Below are 17,633 nucleotides of genomic sequence, written 5' to 3' on the forward strand. Positions count from 1 at the left end.
ATATATAAAATGTAAATTTGCTCCTTCAAAAAGAACTAACCATGACAGATTTTATAAGGAAAATTATTCCTAATGCTAAAGATGATGTTTTAGCAGGTATTACAACTTCATTAGCCATGATTCCAGAAGTTGTGGCTTTCGCTTTTGTGGCTCAAATTAGTCCTATTGTAGCGCTTTTTGGAGCCTTTGTTATCGGGATAACTTCCGCCGTTTTAGGAGGAAGACCAGGGCTTATTTCAGGTGCAGCTGGTGCGGTCGCTGTTATTTTTGTTCATATGATACAAGAAGGCCATGCCAAGGGTTTATTGTTTGACCAACCCGTAGAAAATATGGGGTATTTTTATTTGTTAGCTGCCGTAGTTTTAATGGGGTGTATTCAAATATTGGCGGGTATTTTTAAGTTAGGTAAGTTTGTACGGCTTATTCCACATCCTGTTATGTTGGGCTTTGTAAATGGTCTAGCTATCGTTATTTTTATGGCTCAATTAGGAATGTTTACCGAGAATACTAAGGATGTTTTTGGTCAAAATATGCGTAAAACGGAGTCTAAAGAACTTATCTATAATGTTAGCGATGGGGCTGTAAAAGATATAGCTTCTAATATAGAGGTGTTTTCAATTCATGATAAATTGGTTAAAAACATTAATACAGGAGAAGTTGTTTATATCATATCCGATACTCAAGTTTTCGATGCTAAAACCAAAAAAGTAGTATTCAATATAAAAGATAATGGGTTTTACTCTGTTAAAGATAGTGGTGTTGTAAAATCTACATTGCAAGGAAAACCATTGTATATCATGGTAGGTCTAGTTCTATTAACCATGCTTATTGTGTGGGGGTTACCTAAGTTAACAACCAAAGTTCCGGCGGCTTTAACAGCTATTTTAATAGTTACCTTAATTGCTGTTTTTGGTGGGCTTCAAACAATAAACGTAGGTGAATTTATTAGAGACGGTGGAGGCGCTGGTTTAAATGGGTTCGACGAATTATCTAAAAACCTTAACCTAAAAGAACTTTGGAGCAACTTACCTTTTAATTTAGATACTTTAAAATTTATTGCACCGTATGCTTTTTTAGCCGCTTCTGTTGGTTTGATTGAAACTCTTATGACGATGAATTTAGTCGATGAGCTAACTGAAACTAGAGGTGATGGTAATAAAGAATGTATAGCGCAAGGCACCGGAAATATTCTTAGTGGGTTATTTGGAGGTACAGGTGGTTGTGGCATGATTGGACAAACAGTAATTAATGTGAATGCAGGTGGGCGTGGTCGTTTATCAGGTGTTATGATGGCCGTAACCTTATTAACTTTTATTTTATTTGCCGATAAGTATATCGAACAGGTACCAATTGCTGCTTTGGTTGGGGTTATGTTTATGATGGTGATTGAAACCTTTGCATGGTCTAGTTTTAGAATAATGAAAAAAATACCGAGATCTGATGCTTTTGTGTTAATTATTGTATCGGCTGTAACGGTTTTCTTCGACTTAGCGATAGCTGTTTTTGTAGGGGTAATTATTTCTGCGTTGGTGTTCGCATGGGAAAATGCTAAGAAAATTAGAGCACGAAAACGTACCTCAGAAGATGGAAATATTAAAACTTACGAAATTTGGGGACCTTTGTTTTTTGGGTCTATACAAGCCTTTAATGAAAAGTTTGATGTTAAAACCGATCCACAACAAGTTGAAATTGATTTTATAGAATCTCGAATTAGCGACCACTCTGCTATAGAGGCTATTTATAATTTAGTTGAAAAATACAAGGCCGAAGGAAAATCTATTAAATTGAAACATTTAAGTGAAGATTGTAAACTTTTACTTTGCAAATCTAACCCTAAATTTAGCGAAGTTATCGTTGAAGATATTGATGATCCACGTTACTATTTAGCCGAAAACCCAGAAGCTTTTCCTAAAGGGCTTGCTGAATATAAATTTTAAGGATTTAAAAGTGGGGCATGGCTTTACGTTTGTAAACCATACCCCCACTTTTGTATATGTTAATTAAAATTATTCTTCACTTTTAATAACCTCTAAAAAGGATTGTAATTCTTTTCCATACTTAGAAGCTTTAACCTTTTCTGTAAGCGATACGTTAATAGTGTCTAATAGGCTAGTTTTGGCATTATAAATTTCGGTTAGTGCTAAATAAGGTGCTACTTCACTGTCTTTATTATTAAGAGCAAAATTAACTGTAAATAAATATTTTCGTCTTAAAATATTTTCGGCTTGTTTTTGTAGGCTATTTAATTTAGCGGTGTCTTTTGCTATTTGTGCTTCAAACTTTTCTTTTATTAAATCCAAGTTATTTCCGTTAAACTTTCTAATCATTTCTTGATATTGTTCCCAAACCTTTTGTTGTTCAGATCCGTTAATCTTAGCATCAAAAATAAAGTTTTTTAGTGTCGTGTTAATTTCTGTGGTACCTTTATCGGCAAAGAAAGAAATGGCATCTTCTCTTTTACTATTTTTATTTAAAAATAAAAAATAAACTTCTGGTGTATCCAACGAACTATGTAATTCAAAATTAGGGTTCCCGTTTATCTTTAAAGAATCTACACTAACAAGTCCAGAGTCTTTTATTTTTTTCAAATAAACAGTGCCTTTCTTTAAACCTTCAATATGGCCTTTAACCGTTAAATCATGCTGTTTCTTTCCGCAAGACATCATTAAAGAAACCAAAAAAATTCCAAGTATTTTATTCATATAAAAATGTGATTTTTTAAGAAAAGCAAATATCTCACTTTTATATTTTAAATACTAATGCCCGTTATTGAATTATTTTAATAAAAAAAACGACTTAAAAAGGTTAATATTATAAGTTTGGCATATAATTTGATAATATAAAAACAGTTATGCTTTTAGAAAATAGTTTATTGAGTGGTTACTTTAAACTTAAAAGTTTAACTCATATTTTGATTGGTTAGTTAGAGAAAAAGCACCCGTTTTACGGGTGCTTTTTTTGCTTTAAATATTTAATTCGAAAAACAATTAAAGTGTGTTTTGTCGATAATTAGAGTGTTTTAATCTGATAAATGTTAAATTTCCGTGCGTTTTATCGATTTAATAGGTTTTTTATCCCTGTTTAAACTTTCTTATTTTATATTTGCTTCGTTCTAAAAATATTTTTTTTTAGATAATGGGTTAATTATAGTTTTTGCATTATTTATTGAAACGGGTTTCCAGATCCAATTTCATGAAAAAAGCAAATAAGGTCAGCCGAGTTTGAGAAAACTCGGTTTTTTTTGTTTATTGTTTTTTGAAATTCGTAATTTTAGCTAACTTAGCTATTATGAAGCTTAAATTTCTTTTTTTAGTCTTATTACATTCCGTATTTTCATTTGGACAATTGCCTGAAGACTTTGTATATGTAAAAGACATTATTCCAGATTTGGAAGTAGAATTACGTTATCATACCTCGTTTAATTTTGTTGGGCATCCGATAGATGCTTATAAAACAAATTGTTTAATTTTAACGAAACAGGCTGCCGAAGCTTTACGTTTAGTACAAGAAGAATTGGAAACTAAAAACTTATGTTTAAAAGTTTATGACGGCTATAGACCACAACAAGCTGTAAATCATTTTATGCGTTGGGCAAGAGATTTAAACGACACCATTAATAAAGCTATTTTTTATCCTAACATAAAAAAACGGAATTTATTTAAAGCGGGATATATTGCTACAAGATCGGGACATAGCCGCGGCAGTACCATAGATTTAACCCTAATGGACAGCCGTACAGGAATGGCCTTAGATATGGGAAGTCCTTTTGATTTTTTTGGGGAAGTCTCTTGGGTTAATTATCCTCATATTTCAGAAAAACAAAAAGAAAACCGTCAAATACTTCAAGCGGTAATGTTAAAACATGGTTTTCGTAATTACTCAAAAGAATGGTGGCATTTTACATTAAGAGGGGAACCTTTTCCTAATACGTATTTCAGTTTTCCTATAGAGTAAAATTGTTTTTTAATACATGGTATTATTCAATAATTTCACAATCACGAATAAAAATATTTTGTAAGGGCCAATCGCCTTCACCGGTTTTTACCGCTGCAATTTTATCAATAACATCCATTCCACGAGTTACACGTCCAAAAACGGTATAGTCGCCATCGAGAAAATGCGAACCGCCATGCTGTTGGATAATAAAAAACTCGAAAGGGGATGCTAATTTATGCGGATTGTCTATTTCGCTACTCGGCATGGAAATAACACCGCGGTCATGTTTAAAGCCACGTTTGGTGTCTGGTGGAAGTAAATATTTACCTATTTTACCTCGTTTTTTAGAAATCTTAATATCGTCACTATTTCCAGCTTGTACCATATAATTGTTAATTACCCTGTAAAATTGCGTATCAACAAAGTACTTCCTTTTGGTTAAAAAAATAAAGTTAGATCTATGAAATTTCGTTTCGTTAAAAAGTAGGATATCAAAGCTACCAAAATCTGTAGTAATGCGAACTTTATTTTCTTTATGCTTCTTATCGTATGCTAAAAAAAATTCCATAGCACTTCTAGAATCTAGCTTTTCAAAAGTATCAGGATCTTCAGAAACGGTATCCTTTTTATTAATTTTTGTTACTGGATTTTCGGGTGTTATTTTCTTCTTAGATTGCTTATCTTCACAATTCAGAAATAAAAAAAAGAAACAAAAAAGCAATACAATACGCATATCAATGAATTTTGATGAATTTTTAAAATCTATTTCAAAAATAAAAAATATACCGCTACCAGCCGAGGCTTCTCAGTTTAAAATGGTACCTCCTTTTCGTCACGAGCTGTTAAGACAACAAAAAGATGCTATTAAAAAGGCCAAACAAGCAGGTGTTTTAGCTTTATTTTATCCAAATGAAAATAATGAAACATCCTTTGTTTTAATATTACGGAAAATATATAAAGGAGCACACTCTGGTCAGGTAGCATTCCCTGGAGGAAAGCTGGAAACTAGCGATATATCTTTAGAAGCTGCCGCGGTGCGAGAAACCTTCGAGGAGGTTGGGGTAGCCATAGAACATATTAAAATAATGCGAGGTTTAACGAAAGTTTATATTCCGCCAAGCAACTTTTATGTGCATCCTTTTTTAGGAATTACTTTTGAAAAGCCTAATTTTGTAAAACAAGATAAAGAAGTAGAGCGCATTATAGAAATAAAATTAAAACATTTTTTAGATGAAAAAAGTGTGATAAAAGAATTTGTGAAAACATCTTATAGTGTTGAAGTTGAGGTGCCTGCATTTAATTTAAACGGACATGTGGTTTGGGGTGCCACGGCTATGATGTTAAGTGAAATTAAAGACTTATTAAAACAGCTTTAGTAGTTTGCCAGAATTGTTACATTTGTAAACACTATTTAACTAATCAATTTGACGCGTGATTTATGGGATTGTTTAAGAAAAATCCATTCGGACATATATTATTTTTAAAAAAATGGCTCATTAGAATCTTTGGTGTTATAACACATAGAAGGTTTCGTGGCTTTAACGAACTACAAATTGAAGGTTCGGAGATTATAAAAGATTTACCAAATACCAATGTACTATTTGTTTCAAACCATCAAACTTATTTTGCCGATGTAGTGGCCATGTTTCATGTATTTAACGCTAGTTTAAGTGGTAGGACAGATTCCATTAAAAACATAGGTTATATTTGGAAACCAAAACTTAACATCTACTATATAGCAGCAAAAGAAACGATGAAAGCGGGGCTTTTACCAAAAATTTTAGCCTATATGGGTTCGATAAGTATTGAAAGGACTTGGAGATCGCAAGGTAAAGAAGTTAACCGTCAGGTTAAAATGAGCGATATATCGAATATTGGGAAAGCGTTAAACGATGGTTGGGTAATTACCTTTCCGCAAGGCACAACCACTCCTTTTAAACCGATTAGAAAAGGTACGGCACATATTATTAAACGCTATAAACCAATTGTTGTTCCTATTGTTATCGATGGTTTTCGTAGATCTTTTGATAAAAAAGGACTATTTATTAAAAAGAAAAATATTCTTCAATCTTTTGAAATAAAAGCACCTTTAGAAATTGATTACGAAAATGATACTCACGATGATATTGTGAAAAAAATAGAATATGCCATTGAGCAGCACACCTCTTTTTTAAAAGTGGCATCTCAAAAGGATCTAGCAGCACTTGAAGCTTTGAATAAAAAACGTGAATGGTAACACTTTTTACGAGATACATTTACCTATTTATAATTTAGTTAATGCCAGAAACAACCACCAGGGAACAGGTGTTTTCAAATTTAAAAAACTATTTTGGTTACGATAGTTTTAGAGCCAATCAGCAAGAAATTGTTGAAGCTGTTTTAAACAAAAAAGATTGTTTGGTAATTATGCCAACTGGTGGCGGGAAATCCATGTGTTTTCAGCTTCCGGCTTTATCTTTTAAAGGCGTTACTATTGTTATTTCTCCTTTAATAGCTTTAATGAAAGACCAAGTGGATGGTTTAAATGCTAACGGAATTTCTGCGGAATATTTTAACAGTAGCCAAAGCGGCGAAGAGCAGTCGGTCATTATAGAAAACGTTATTCGTGCCGAAATAAAACTCCTTTACGTGGCGCCCGAGAGTTTAGCGTCTCTACAAAATATTTTAACCGAAAAATATATTAGTTGTATTGCCATAGACGAGGCGCACTGTATTTCCTCTTGGGGACACGATTTTCGTCCGTCCTATCAGCAACTAGGGTTTTTAAAATCCACGCTTCCAAATATTCCATTTATTGCATTAACTGCAACAGCCGATAAAGCCACACGAGGCGATATAGCAAAACAGCTTCGTATAGAACATGCACAACAATTTATTTCATCTTTCGATAGAAAAAATATTGCGTTAGAAGTGCGTGTGGCCAATAACCGTATTTCACAAGTTGTAAAATTTATAAACACAAGACCCAATCAGTCTGGTATTATTTATTGTTTAAGCCGAAAAACAACAGAGCAACTCGCTAAAAAGTTAAAGGCTAATAAAATTCCTGCGGAAGCCTATCATGCGGGGTTAAATTTTGAAAAACGAAGCAAGGTTCAAGAATCTTTTATTCGGGATAAAACGCAAATTGTTTGTGCTACGGTTGCGTTTGGTATGGGAATCGATAAATCTAACGTGCGTTGGGTGGTGCATTACAATATGCCAAAAAATATCGAAGGCTATTATCAAGAAATTGGTCGTGCTGGTCGCGATGGATTAAAATCTCATGCCTTGTTGTTTCATAGTTATGCCGATGTAATTCAGCTACAAAATTTTGCAAGTGGCGCTTCTAATGAAGATGTTCAAATTGCCAAATTGGACAGGATGAAACAGTTTGCCGAAGCCAATACTTGCCGACGAAAAATTTTACTCAGTTATTTTGGTGAGTTATTGGGCGATAATTGTGGTAATTGTGATGTTTGTAAAAATCCACCTCAGTTTTTTAATGGAACTATTATTGCTCAAAAAATTCTTTCAGCAGTCTATCGCTTGCAAGAAAAGGAAGCCATGGGCATGATTATCGATGTACTTCGAGGTTCGCAAAATGCGGCGGTTTTAGCAAAAGGCTATCAAAATGTGCGCACCTTTGGTATTGGTAAAGATATTGCCTGGAAACACTGGCAACATTTTGTAATTCAACTTATCAATCAAGGGTATTGCGAAATAGCTTTTCATAAAAATAATGCGTTGCAGCTCACTGAGTTTTCTAATAATGTCTTGTTTAAAGGCGCACAAGTGGCACTAACAAAACCTGTTGTGGTTACCGAAATTAAACCTGTAATTAAGGAAAAACGTACGCGAGCAACTAAAACAAGAACTAAAACGCGGGCTAAAACTAAAGCTCCAGCCGATAATTTATTTGAACGTTTACGCAGATTGCGTTATAAAATAGCGCAGGAAGAAGATATTCCAGCGTATTTAGTGTTTAGTGATGCTACGCTGAAAGAAATTGAAAAGGAACGCCCTTTGAGTGAAGACGATTTTTTACGAATTAGCGGCGTAGGGCAACGTAAGCTTGAGGTTTATGGCGATGAGTTTATGGCAGAAATTATGAATTTCATGGGCTCTAAACCTAAAAAAGCAAAACGAGGCGATACCTATTTAAAAACTTACGAGCTTTATAAATCGGGTTTATCTATAGATGAAATAGCCATGCAACGCAAACTTGGCACAACAACTATTTATTCGCATATTGCAAAATTATATAGCACAGGCAAAAAAATAAATATTTACGATTTTGTCAGTAAAAGTGAAGTTGAAGCTGTTAAAAAAGCAAGAAAGGAATTGAAAGGACCGAAAGCTTTACGAGCCTATTTTGACTATTTTAATGAATCGATTGATTATTTTAAAATCCGCTTGGCATTGAGTGTTATTGATAAAGATTAGGGGGTAGCCACGAATCCAAGAATCTTATTTAAAAACACTATTATTCATTTCACGAATAAAATATATGATAATGTTGTATTACAGACTTTATGTGTTTTAGTGTAAAATGAATTAACTTCGAATTTATAAAAGCTGAAAAATATGCCGAAAGATTTAATTGAAGATAAAATTTTTGAGAAACAGGATTTTTCTAAAAACCGATTGGAAATAGCCGATTATGAATATTGCATCTTTAATAACTGTAACTTTTCCGAAGGATTTTTATAGGGCGTTCGCTTTTTAGAATGTGAGTTTATCGATTGTAATTTAAGTTCGGCAAATATTGCGGGTTCTACCTTTCAAGAGGTGAAATTTGTTGGTTGTAAATTATTGGGTTTGCATTTTGAAAGTTGCAACCCATTTGGTTTTGCTGTTTTTTTTGAAAATTGCCAATTAAATCACGCATCGTTTTATCAAATGGAATTAAAATATGTTCAGTTTTCTAACACGAAACTAATACATGCTGATTTTTCTGAAAGCGATTTAAGCAAATCTAGTTTTGAGGGTTGCGACTTACAAGGGGCTACTTTTGAAAACACCAATCTTGAAAAAGCAGATTTCCGTAAAGCCATTAATTATGCTATTCACCCGGGAAAGAATAAGTTGAAAGGCGCCAAGTTTTCCTTAGATGGTGTTGCTGGATTATTAACCGTTTATGGTGTTGATATTGACGCTGTTTAATGTTTTTTGTAATCCTATCACGAAATTTTTCAAGTTAATTAATCTTAGTGATGTCATAATAAGTGTGTTATAGTGCAAAATTATTCATCAGAAAAAAATAAAATACCTTTCTATCTTTAAACTCTATGGAAACAATAGCTTTTAAATCATTTTTGAAAAATATCGCTCCAAAAGCATTTGGTGTTTTAGGGGTGTCCATTCCTAAAAGTAAATTTACGGCCATAGATTTATCGGAAACCAATAGCACTTTAAATACTGTGGATGTATCCTCCTCGGAGAAGTTAGCCGTTTTTGTAAATCATCATATAAATATAAACGACGCACAAGTGGCTTTTGGTGGTTATTTGGAAGTTAGAACTATTTATAAACGCAGTGAATATTTTAATAGTCAGGCTGAAGAGGAGCGCAACATTCATATCGGGATGGATTTATGGTGTCCTGCAGAAACACCTATTTATGCCGTATTTGATGCCACGGTGCATAGCTTTAAAAATAACACGAATTTTGGCGATTATGGTCCAACCATTATTTTAAAACATACTATTGAAGGTGTTCCGTTTTATACACTTTATGGGCATTTAAGTTTGGGGTCTATCGCCGATTTAGAAATTGGGACTCCTATTAAACAAGGCGAATCTTTTGCTGTTTTGGGTGATGCTTCGGTAAATGGGGATTATCCACCGCATTTACATTTTCAAATAATAAAAGATATTCAAAATTATGTTGGCGATTACCCTGGGGTTTGTGCTAAAAAGGATTTAGAGTTTTATAAGAATAATTGTCCAAATCCTAATATATTGTTAGGACTTTAAGTCAATGCTTTGGGGTAAATTAAGTAGGTATCATGTTATATTTAGTAAACTATAATACACTTCTTTTGTTTAAATGAAAATTACCTAAGCATGGGCACTTCCATTAAAAGCACGCGTGCAATGTTGATCGCTTTTAAATATATAGATTTGGTATCCCAAATACCGATACCATCTCTATGGGCTAGTTGGTTGTCGTTAATTTCTACTTCACCTTCTAAAATAAAAGCATAAACGCCATTACCTGCTTTTTTTATGTTATAAGTGTCTGATTTTCCTTTTGCGAATTGACCAATATGAAACCAAGCATCTTGATTTAACCAAAGGCCTTGGTCATCTTTATTTGGAGAAAGTACTTGGTAAAATACATTTTCTTTTTCAAGGTTTTTAATAGTAATTTGACCGTAACGCGGGCTTACATTTTTTAATTTTGGGAATATCCAAATTTGTAAAAACTTCACCGCTTTGTCTTTACTTTTATTGTATTCAGAATGTGTAACTCCCGTTCCAGCACTCATTATTTGTATATCACCTTCTTTTATTACGGTTACATTTCCAAGACTGTCTTTGTGTTCTAAATCGCCTTCTAATGGTATTGAAATAATTTCCATATTGTCATGTGGATGGGTGCCAAAACCCATGCCTGCTTGTACGCAATCGTCATTTAAAACGCGAAGTACACCAAAATGCATGCGTTCCGTATGGTGATAATTAGCAAAGCTAAACGTGTGGTTTGAATTTAACCAACCATGATTTGTTTTTCCTCTGGTTTCTGCTTTATGAATTATGGTTTTCATAGTGTGTTGGTTTTAATTATTAATTGCAATACAAAAATGAGGCCATTTGTAAATTTATGGAATATGAAAAACAGGTCTAAACTTATGAAAATCCGTTATTCAGACCTATTTTCTTTCTTTTTAAAGTTCAAAGGCGATAATTGGGTATGTTTTTTGAAAAAAGCACTAAAGTTAGCAGGTACATTATAACCTAATTGATAACCAATTTCTTTGTTAGATAAATTAGTAAAATAAAGCAGTCTTTTAGCTTCGGTAAGTATTCTAGATTGAATATATTCTTTAGCAGTTTTTCCTATTTTAGTTTTTACATTTCTGTTTAAATTATCAGGTGTCATATGAAGTTCCGTAGCATAATAAGAAGTAGAATGTTCTGTTTTGTAATGTTTATCAACTAAAGTTTTAAAATTTTGGATTAGGTGGTCTCTCGTGAAATTAACGTCTAATGATATTGGATTCATGGCGCAAATATCATTACATTCTATAAGTAGTAATTTTAGAAAAGATCCAATGGATAAATATTTCATTTTAGCATGGCTGAAAAACAAAGTAAAGATTTGGTTGCTATAGTTTTCAATAGTATCAAATTGAGCTTCATTTGGTAATAATGGTGGTGTTTGTCCATAATTCTGAAAAAGATTTAAGCTATTTATAAATGATAGCGGGATAGAATTTTCTACTAAAAACTGATTAGAAAATGTCATAGCGAAACCTATAGATTTCTCAGTTTCTATAACTTGGTGTACTTGTCCAGGAGCAACAAAGAAAATTTGTCGATTAGCTAATGGATACGAATTAAAATCTATTTTATGAAATCCGTTTGCTTTCTTAATAATTAAAACGGTATAGTAATTGTGCCGGTGTGGGACGTCTATTTTTCCACCGCGGTTGTTGTAGATTGTTTCCATTTTTGAAATTCCAAAATGGATATTTTTTTTTTCGGAATTTACGTTTTTATATGTTTTAACAGTTTCCATTTTTTCTGTTTTCTACACGTATTTAAATATGTAAGTTTGGTTTTTATATTATAGTTAAAACGAAGTTATCGATTTTTTTTTGAAAAGTTTTAGTTTGCTTCTAGGATTAATATTTAGGAATTGTACCCACGACTAATGTTAGTATTTATGTTTTATAGTTCTTTAATATAGTATAGAATTCAGCATATCAAACTTGTTACACCCAAATTATTTTACGGCGATTTCTGATAAAAAACTTTCGATTAAATTTTTAGGATGTGTGGTTGGGACAACTGGAAAATTGAACCATTTTTGTAAGGGGACATCAAATCCGGCATTGTTTAAATAGTTGTGTAAAGCAAGGTTTAGCCCTTTGGTATATTTTGGATGATTGGCGCCTTGGGGATCTTTATGGTATAAATCGTTTTGAGCGAAACCTTCGAATTCTGGACCTGTTATTTCAATACCAAAAGCTTCGGGGTTTTTTCCAATTGGGCTATGAATTGTGGTTGTAAACTGATGCCAAAAAGCAGATTGAATACAGTTTTTTTGGAATAGTTGACGCACAATTTCGAGTGAATCTATAGTTTCTTGTTCGGTTTCTGTTGGGAAACCATACATGAGGTAAGCGTGAACCATGATGTTATTTTGCGAGAAATGATGAGTAACTCGGGTAACTTGAGCGATATCGACACCTTTTTTCATTTTAGATAATAAGCGGTCCGAGGCAACTTCCAAACCGCCAGTTACTGCTATGCATCCCGATTTTGCCATGAGTTGGCATAGTTCGAAATCGAATGTTTTTTCGAACCGAATGTTGGTCCACCATGTGATGTTTATGTTACGTTCTATTAACGTATTGGATAGGGCGCGTAGCATTTTTGGTGGTGCGGCTTCGTCAACAAAATGAAAGCCCGTAATGCCGGTGTCTTTAATTATTTTTTCAATTTTATTTACTAAATCGTCTGCGGTGGTGTTTTGGTAATTGCCAATATAATCGAGGTTAACATCGCAAAAGGAGCATTGTTTCCAATAGCAGCCGTGCGAAATAGTGAGTTTGTTCCATCGGGCATCAGTCCACATGCGGTGCATGGGGTTTACCACATCTAGAAACGACACGTATTTGTGATAGGGTAAACCTGAGTAATTTGGTGCCGGCAAGTTGCGGTGGTGGTAAATGGTGTTGGGGATTTTGTTTTTGTAAACTACTTGATTGTTTTCTAAAACAAAGGTGCGTTCCAGTTGGTTTATATCGACTTTACCTTCGAGATAATTTACTATTTTTAGTAGCGGACCTTCGCCATCATCTAAAGAAATAAAATCTATAAATTCGAAAATTCTTGGATCTTCGAGAGCACGTAATTCGGTGTTGCAATAACCTCCACCAAAAGCCACATGGATATCTGGAAAAAGCTGTTTTATAAATTGTGAACAGCGTAGGGCAGCAAATAAATTTCCTGGAAAAGGAATGGTAAAACATACCAGTTTTGGTTGGTGATATTCTATTTGTGCTACTAAAATATCGAGCATTTTTTCTTCGATAAGGGTAGGTTGGTAGCTTAGGAATTCATCTATTTGGTCGAAGCTACTTGCTGAGGTTGCTATTTGCTCGGCGTATTTGGTGAATGCAAAAAACTCGTCGACATTGGCTTGAATAAAATCGCCTATTTCTTCGATAAAAAGGGTGGCATAATGTTTGGCTTTATCGATGATTCCGATGTCGCCAGCGGCCCATTTAATTTCTGTATTAACATGTTTTAAGCGATGCCCAGCGGGTAAAAAATCTGTTTTTAATATGTGTTTTGCCGTTGATATATCGTGTTTTTGTAGAAAAGCAATAACAATATCTACGCAAGCAATATACTGTGCTTTCATGTTGCTCACTTCTGGGTAATGGTTATTCTCCAAGGCTTGTGCCTCCTCGAACATCTCCTGTAAAAAGGTGCTCGAAAAAACAGAGGTAAACAGCTCGATGCTTAAATCGCAATGTGGAACAGCTATATTGTGTATTTCCAGAAACCCCTTTAAATAAGCGGTTGCTGGATATGCTGTGTTTAACTGCGTGAACGGTGGTGTTATAAAGAGGACTTTGGGTTGCATGCTGCAAATATAGACTTCTTTAAAATAATGGAATTAAAATCTTGTGTTTTATAAATGTTGGTTCGTGGTTAAATGCCGTTTCTTAAAAAAAAGATGATTTGAAAAGGCTTGTTATACTTGATAAAGCGGTTCTTTACGGAATTATAAATGAGATTGGTTTTAATCTAATAGATAGATTATAATAAGCTTATACTAATGCGGTAAAAAATACTTAGCGGTGAGGTGTAAACAAAACAGCGTACTTTTTAAGCTTGTTCTCTAGAGGATTTCGTTATAAATTAGTTTTTTTATAATCTGAAACAAAAAAATCCCAATAGAAACTATCGGGATTTTTTGTTATTTCGCAGTAGCGAAATTATATATTAAGTTTTAATCTTCAACTAAAACCCATTCGCCTTTAGCTAAAAGGGGTTCGGCTTGTTTGTATTTAACCGTTTTGTTTTCACCGTTCATGACGTTTTTAATAGTAACACGATCGTTACGTCCAATTTTTGGCTGATCGCGTACTATCGTTTCCGTAACTTGCTGTTGTTGCGGTTGCGTATTTCCGGCAGCTCTACTTTGTGCAGAACGTTCGTCCAAATTAGGAATTTCGTCCTTTTGCGTTTTTAATTGTTCTTGTTTACGTTCACGCGCTTCTTGAATAGTATCTTGAGTTTCTTGAGGTAATTCTCCCTTGAATAAGAATGAAATTACATCTTTATTCACTTCATCAATCATGGCTTTAAACAATTCGAAAGCTTCAAACTTATAGATTAGTAAAGGATCTTTTTGTTCGTGAACTGCCAATTGAACCGATTGTTTTAATTCGTCCATTTTACGTAAATGCGTTTTCCAAGCATCATCAATAATGGCTAAAGTAATATTCTTTTCAAAATCGGTAATTAATTGTTTTCCTTGAGTTTCGTAAGCTTTTTCAAGATCGGTAACTACATTTAACGTTTTAATACCATCGGTAAATGGAACAACGATACGTTTAAATTTATCACGTTGTGTTTCATATACATTTTTAATAACAGGGAATGCAATGTCTGCATTACGTGTCATTTTTTCTTTGTAATTCTCGAATGCTGCTTTGTAAATTTTACCCGTAATATCTTGGGCCGAAAGTTTTCCGAATTCCGCTTCCGTTACCGGAGAACTCATTGAGAAATAACGAATTAATTCGAATTCAAAGTTTTTGTAATCGTTTGCACCTTTGTTAGTTTCCGTAATGCCTTCCGAAGTATCGAAAATCATGTTAGCTAAATCTACACGTAAACGCTCTCCGAAAAGGGCATGGTGACGACGTTTGTAAACCACCTCACGTTGGGCGTTCATAACATCATCATATTCTAATAAACGCTTACGAACACCAAATTGGTTTTCTTCCACTTTTTTCTGTGCACGCTCAATAGATTTCGAAATCATAGAATGCTGAATCACTTCACCTTCTTGTAATCCCATTTTATCCATCATTTTGGCAATACGTTCACTACCAAATAATCGCATTAAATTATCTTCTAGCGATACGTAAAACTGAGAACTTCCTGGATCTCCTTGACGACCAGCACGACCACGTAACTGTCTGTCTACACGGCGTGAATCATGACGTTCTGTACCCACAATGGCTAAACCACCCGCAGCTTTAACTTCGGCAGATAATTTAATATCGGTACCACGACCAGCCATATTGGTTGCAATGGTTACTTGTCCAGATTTACCAGCTTGATCTACAATTTCAGCTTCTTTTTTGTGTTGTTTGGCGTTTAATACATTGTGTGGAATTTTTCGAATGCTAAGCATTTTTCCTAATAATTCCGAAATTTCTACCGATGTAGTACCAATTAAAACTGGGCGTCCAGCTTCGGATAATTTAGTAACATCATCAATAACGGCATTGTATTTTTCGCGTTTGGTTTTGTAAACTAAATCTTCTTTATCATCACGAGCAATCGGGCGATTGGTAGGAATTTCAACAACATCTAATTTATAAATTTCCCAAAACTCACCAGCTTCTGTAACCGCAGTACCCGTCATACCAGATAGTTTACGGTACATTCTAAAGTAATTTTGTAATGTTACGGTTGCAAAAGTTTGAGTGGCATCTTCAATTTTTACATTTTCTTTGGCTTCAATGGCTTGGTGTAATCCATCAGAGTAACGACGGCCATCCATAATACGACCTGTTTGCTCGTCTACAATCATCACTTTATTTTCCATCACCACGTATTGGGTGTCTTTTTCAAATAAAGCATAGGCTTTTAAAAGCTGATTTAAAGTATGGATACGTTCAGATTTCACACCGAAATCTTTATAAAGGTCTTCTTTTTTCTCAGCTTCTTCTTCTTTAGAAAGGCCTTGTTTTTCAATTTTTGCAATTTCAAGTCCAATTTCTGGTAAGATGAAAAAATCTGGATTATCCTTTCCAGAAATATATTCTACGCCTTTATCTGTTAATTCAACTTGATTGTTTTTTTCTTCAATTACATAGTAAAGTTCTTCATCAACCTTTGGCATTTCGCGGTTGTTGTCTTGCATGTAATAGTTTTCCGTTTTTTGAAGCAGTTGTTTTACACCTTCTTCAGATAAAAACTTGATTAAGGCTTTGTTTTTAGGAATACCACGGTACACACGTAACAGTTTTAAACCACCTTCTTTAGTGTCTCCATCTTTAATTAGTTTTTTAGCCTCGGCCAAAACACCCGTTAAATATTTACGTTGTACCGATACAATATCGTCAACTTTTGGTTTAAGCACTGTAAATTCATGGTGCTCACCTTGAGGTATAGGACCAGAAATAATTAAAGGTGTACGGGCATCATCTACTAAAACCGAATCCACCTCATCCACAATGGCGTAGTGGTGTGGGCGTTGCACTAAATCGTCTGGCGAATGTGCCATGTTATCACGTAAATAATCGAAACCAAATTCGTTATTTGTACCATAAGTAATATCGGCATTATAAGCTTCTTTACGTTCTGGCGAGTTAGGTTTAAAGTAGTCTATACAGGATACGCTTAAGCCATGGAATTCGAAAATTGGAGCCATCCACGCGCTATCACGTTTTGCTAAATAGTCGTTAACCGTTACTAAATGCACGCCTTTACCAGCAAGGGCATTTAAGTAAACTGGTAGGGTTGCCACAAGGGTTTTACCTTCACCTGTTTGCATTTCTGCAATTTTACCTTGGTGCATGGCAATACCACCAATAAGTTGTACATCGTAATGCACCATATCCCAAGTAATGGGTTTTCCAGCAGCATCCCAAGAGTTTGCCCAAGTAGCTTGATCGCCTTCTAAGGTAACATAGCCTTTATTGGCAGAAATAGATCTATCGAACTCGTTAGCCGTAACTTTTATTTCAGTATTGTTTGCAAAACGTTTTGCGGTTTCTTTTACCACAGCAAAAGCTTCTGGTAAAATAGTGTTTAAAACATCTTCTGTAATTTTGTAAGCGTCGTCTTTTAATTTATCAATTTCTTGGTAAATATCCTCACGGCGGTCAATATCGTCTGTAGATTCGGCTTCGTTAGTTAAGCTGGCAATGTTATCGTTGGTAGCTTGAGTAGCTTCGGCAATTTTAGCTTTAAATTCGGCTGTTTTAGCTCTTAATTGGTCGTGCGATAATGCTTCTAAAGCGGCCTCGTATGTAGTAATTTGTTTAACAATAGGTGTAATGGCTTTTACATCTTGTTTCGATTTATCGCCAACAAATAGTTTTAGTATAGAATCTAAAAATGTCATGTTTTTAATTTTATATAAATATGTTTTCTAGGACAATCCTAGGTGTTATTCGGTTAAATTAAAGTATTAATACAAGCTCTTTTTCGGACAGATAAACGCAACCTGTAAGTCCTACTTGTATTAATGCCAAAGATACCTTTTAGAACAAAAAAAAAGCCTCAATCCGA

14 protein-coding genes and 1 pseudogene are annotated in these 17,633 nt (G+C 34.2%); 9 read left to right on the top strand and 6 right to left on the bottom strand.

The annotated features are described in order from the left end of the window. Positions 1-41: 41 nt before the first annotated feature. A complete protein-coding gene (locus FQU21_RS13545) occupies positions 42-1,937 on the top strand; it encodes a SulP family inorganic anion transporter (protein ID WP_147678549.1) in 1,896 nt (631 codons plus the stop codon). 69 nt (positions 1,938-2,006) lie between these two features. On the opposite strand, the gene FQU21_RS13550 is transcribed toward FQU21_RS13545, so the two are convergent. Further along, on the bottom strand, positions 2,007-2,702 hold the full coding sequence (locus FQU21_RS13550) for a DUF4369 domain-containing protein (protein WP_147678550.1): 696 nt from the start codon (positions 2,700-2,702) through the stop codon (positions 2,007-2,009). Between the two features lie 586 nt (positions 2,703-3,288). Between FQU21_RS13550 and FQU21_RS13555 the strand changes: the two genes are divergently transcribed. Next, complete coding sequence (locus tag FQU21_RS13555) at positions 3,289-3,954, top strand: M15 family metallopeptidase (protein WP_147678551.1); 666 nt, start codon at positions 3,289-3,291, stop codon at positions 3,952-3,954. A 22-nt stretch (positions 3,955-3,976) separates the two neighbouring features. Here the strand turns inward: FQU21_RS13555 and FQU21_RS13560 are convergent, their stop codons facing one another. After that, positions 3,977-4,669 carry a peptidylprolyl isomerase gene (locus FQU21_RS13560; protein ID WP_147678552.1) on the bottom strand — a complete coding sequence of 231 codons (693 nt, stop codon included), beginning with the start codon at positions 4,667-4,669 and terminating at the stop codon, positions 3,977-3,979. A gap of 4 nt (positions 4,670-4,673) precedes the next feature. On the opposite strand from FQU21_RS13560, the gene FQU21_RS13565 reads away from it, so the two are divergent. From FQU21_RS13565 to FQU21_RS13585, 7 genes and pseudogenes are all read left to right on the top strand, one after another. Beyond that, a complete protein-coding gene (locus FQU21_RS13565; RefSeq protein ID WP_147678553.1) occupies positions 4,674-5,312 on the top strand; it encodes an NUDIX hydrolase in 639 nt (212 codons plus the stop codon). 62 nt (positions 5,313-5,374) lie between these two features. Next, complete coding sequence (locus FQU21_RS13570) at positions 5,375-6,172, top strand: lysophospholipid acyltransferase family protein (protein WP_147678554.1); 798 nt, start codon at positions 5,375-5,377, stop codon at positions 6,170-6,172. Between the two features lie 41 nt (positions 6,173-6,213). Beyond that, the gene (gene recQ, locus FQU21_RS13575) at positions 6,214-8,361 is read left to right on the top strand and encodes a DNA helicase RecQ (protein WP_147678555.1); all 2,148 of its coding nucleotides are present in this window, start codon (positions 6,214-6,216) and stop codon (positions 8,359-8,361) included. A gap of 141 nt (positions 8,362-8,502) precedes the next feature. Further along, complete coding sequence (locus FQU21_RS17805; RefSeq protein WP_262712760.1) at positions 8,503-8,628, top strand: hypothetical protein; 126 nt, start codon at positions 8,503-8,505, stop codon at positions 8,626-8,628. A 27-nt stretch (positions 8,629-8,655) separates the two neighbouring features. Next, positions 8,656-8,745, top strand: a pseudogene (locus FQU21_RS17915) (pentapeptide repeat-containing protein); the annotation flags it as partial. Positions 8,746-8,817: 72 nt separating this feature from the next. Then, entirely contained in the window at positions 8,818-9,081 is a 264-nt protein-coding gene (locus FQU21_RS17920; protein ID WP_246124838.1) for a pentapeptide repeat-containing protein, read from the top strand. 125 nt (positions 9,082-9,206) lie between these two features. After that, entirely contained in the window at positions 9,207-9,893 is a 687-nt protein-coding gene (locus FQU21_RS13585) for a peptidoglycan DD-metalloendopeptidase family protein (RefSeq protein ID WP_147678556.1), read from the top strand. 80 nt (positions 9,894-9,973) lie between these two features. On the opposite strand, the gene FQU21_RS13590 is transcribed toward FQU21_RS13585, so the two are convergent. The 4 genes from FQU21_RS13590 to secA all read right to left on the bottom strand — a co-directional run bounded on the left by FQU21_RS13590 (position 9,974) and on the right by secA (position 17,466). After that, positions 9,974-10,687 carry a pirin family protein gene (locus FQU21_RS13590; protein ID WP_147678557.1) on the bottom strand — a complete coding sequence of 238 codons (714 nt, stop codon included), beginning with the start codon at positions 10,685-10,687 and terminating at the stop codon, positions 9,974-9,976. Positions 10,688-10,782: 95 nt separating this feature from the next. Next, positions 10,783-11,661 (bottom strand): AraC family transcriptional regulator, encoded by an 879-nt coding sequence (locus FQU21_RS13595; protein WP_147678558.1) that lies wholly within the window; start codon positions 11,659-11,661, stop codon positions 10,783-10,785. Between the two features lie 207 nt (positions 11,662-11,868). Beyond that, a complete protein-coding gene (locus FQU21_RS13600) occupies positions 11,869-13,740 on the bottom strand; it encodes a B12-binding domain-containing radical SAM protein (protein WP_147678559.1) in 1,872 nt (623 codons plus the stop codon). A gap of 369 nt (positions 13,741-14,109) precedes the next feature. Beyond that, on the bottom strand, positions 14,110-17,466 hold the full coding sequence (gene secA / locus FQU21_RS13605) for a preprotein translocase subunit SecA (protein ID WP_147678560.1): 3,357 nt from the start codon (positions 17,464-17,466) through the stop codon (positions 14,110-14,112). Positions 17,467-17,633 lie beyond the last annotated feature (167 nt).

The organism is Algibacter pacificus (assembly GCF_008033385.1).
GTDB classification, from domain to species: Bacteria; Bacteroidota; Bacteroidia; order Flavobacteriales; family Flavobacteriaceae; genus Algibacter; species Algibacter pacificus.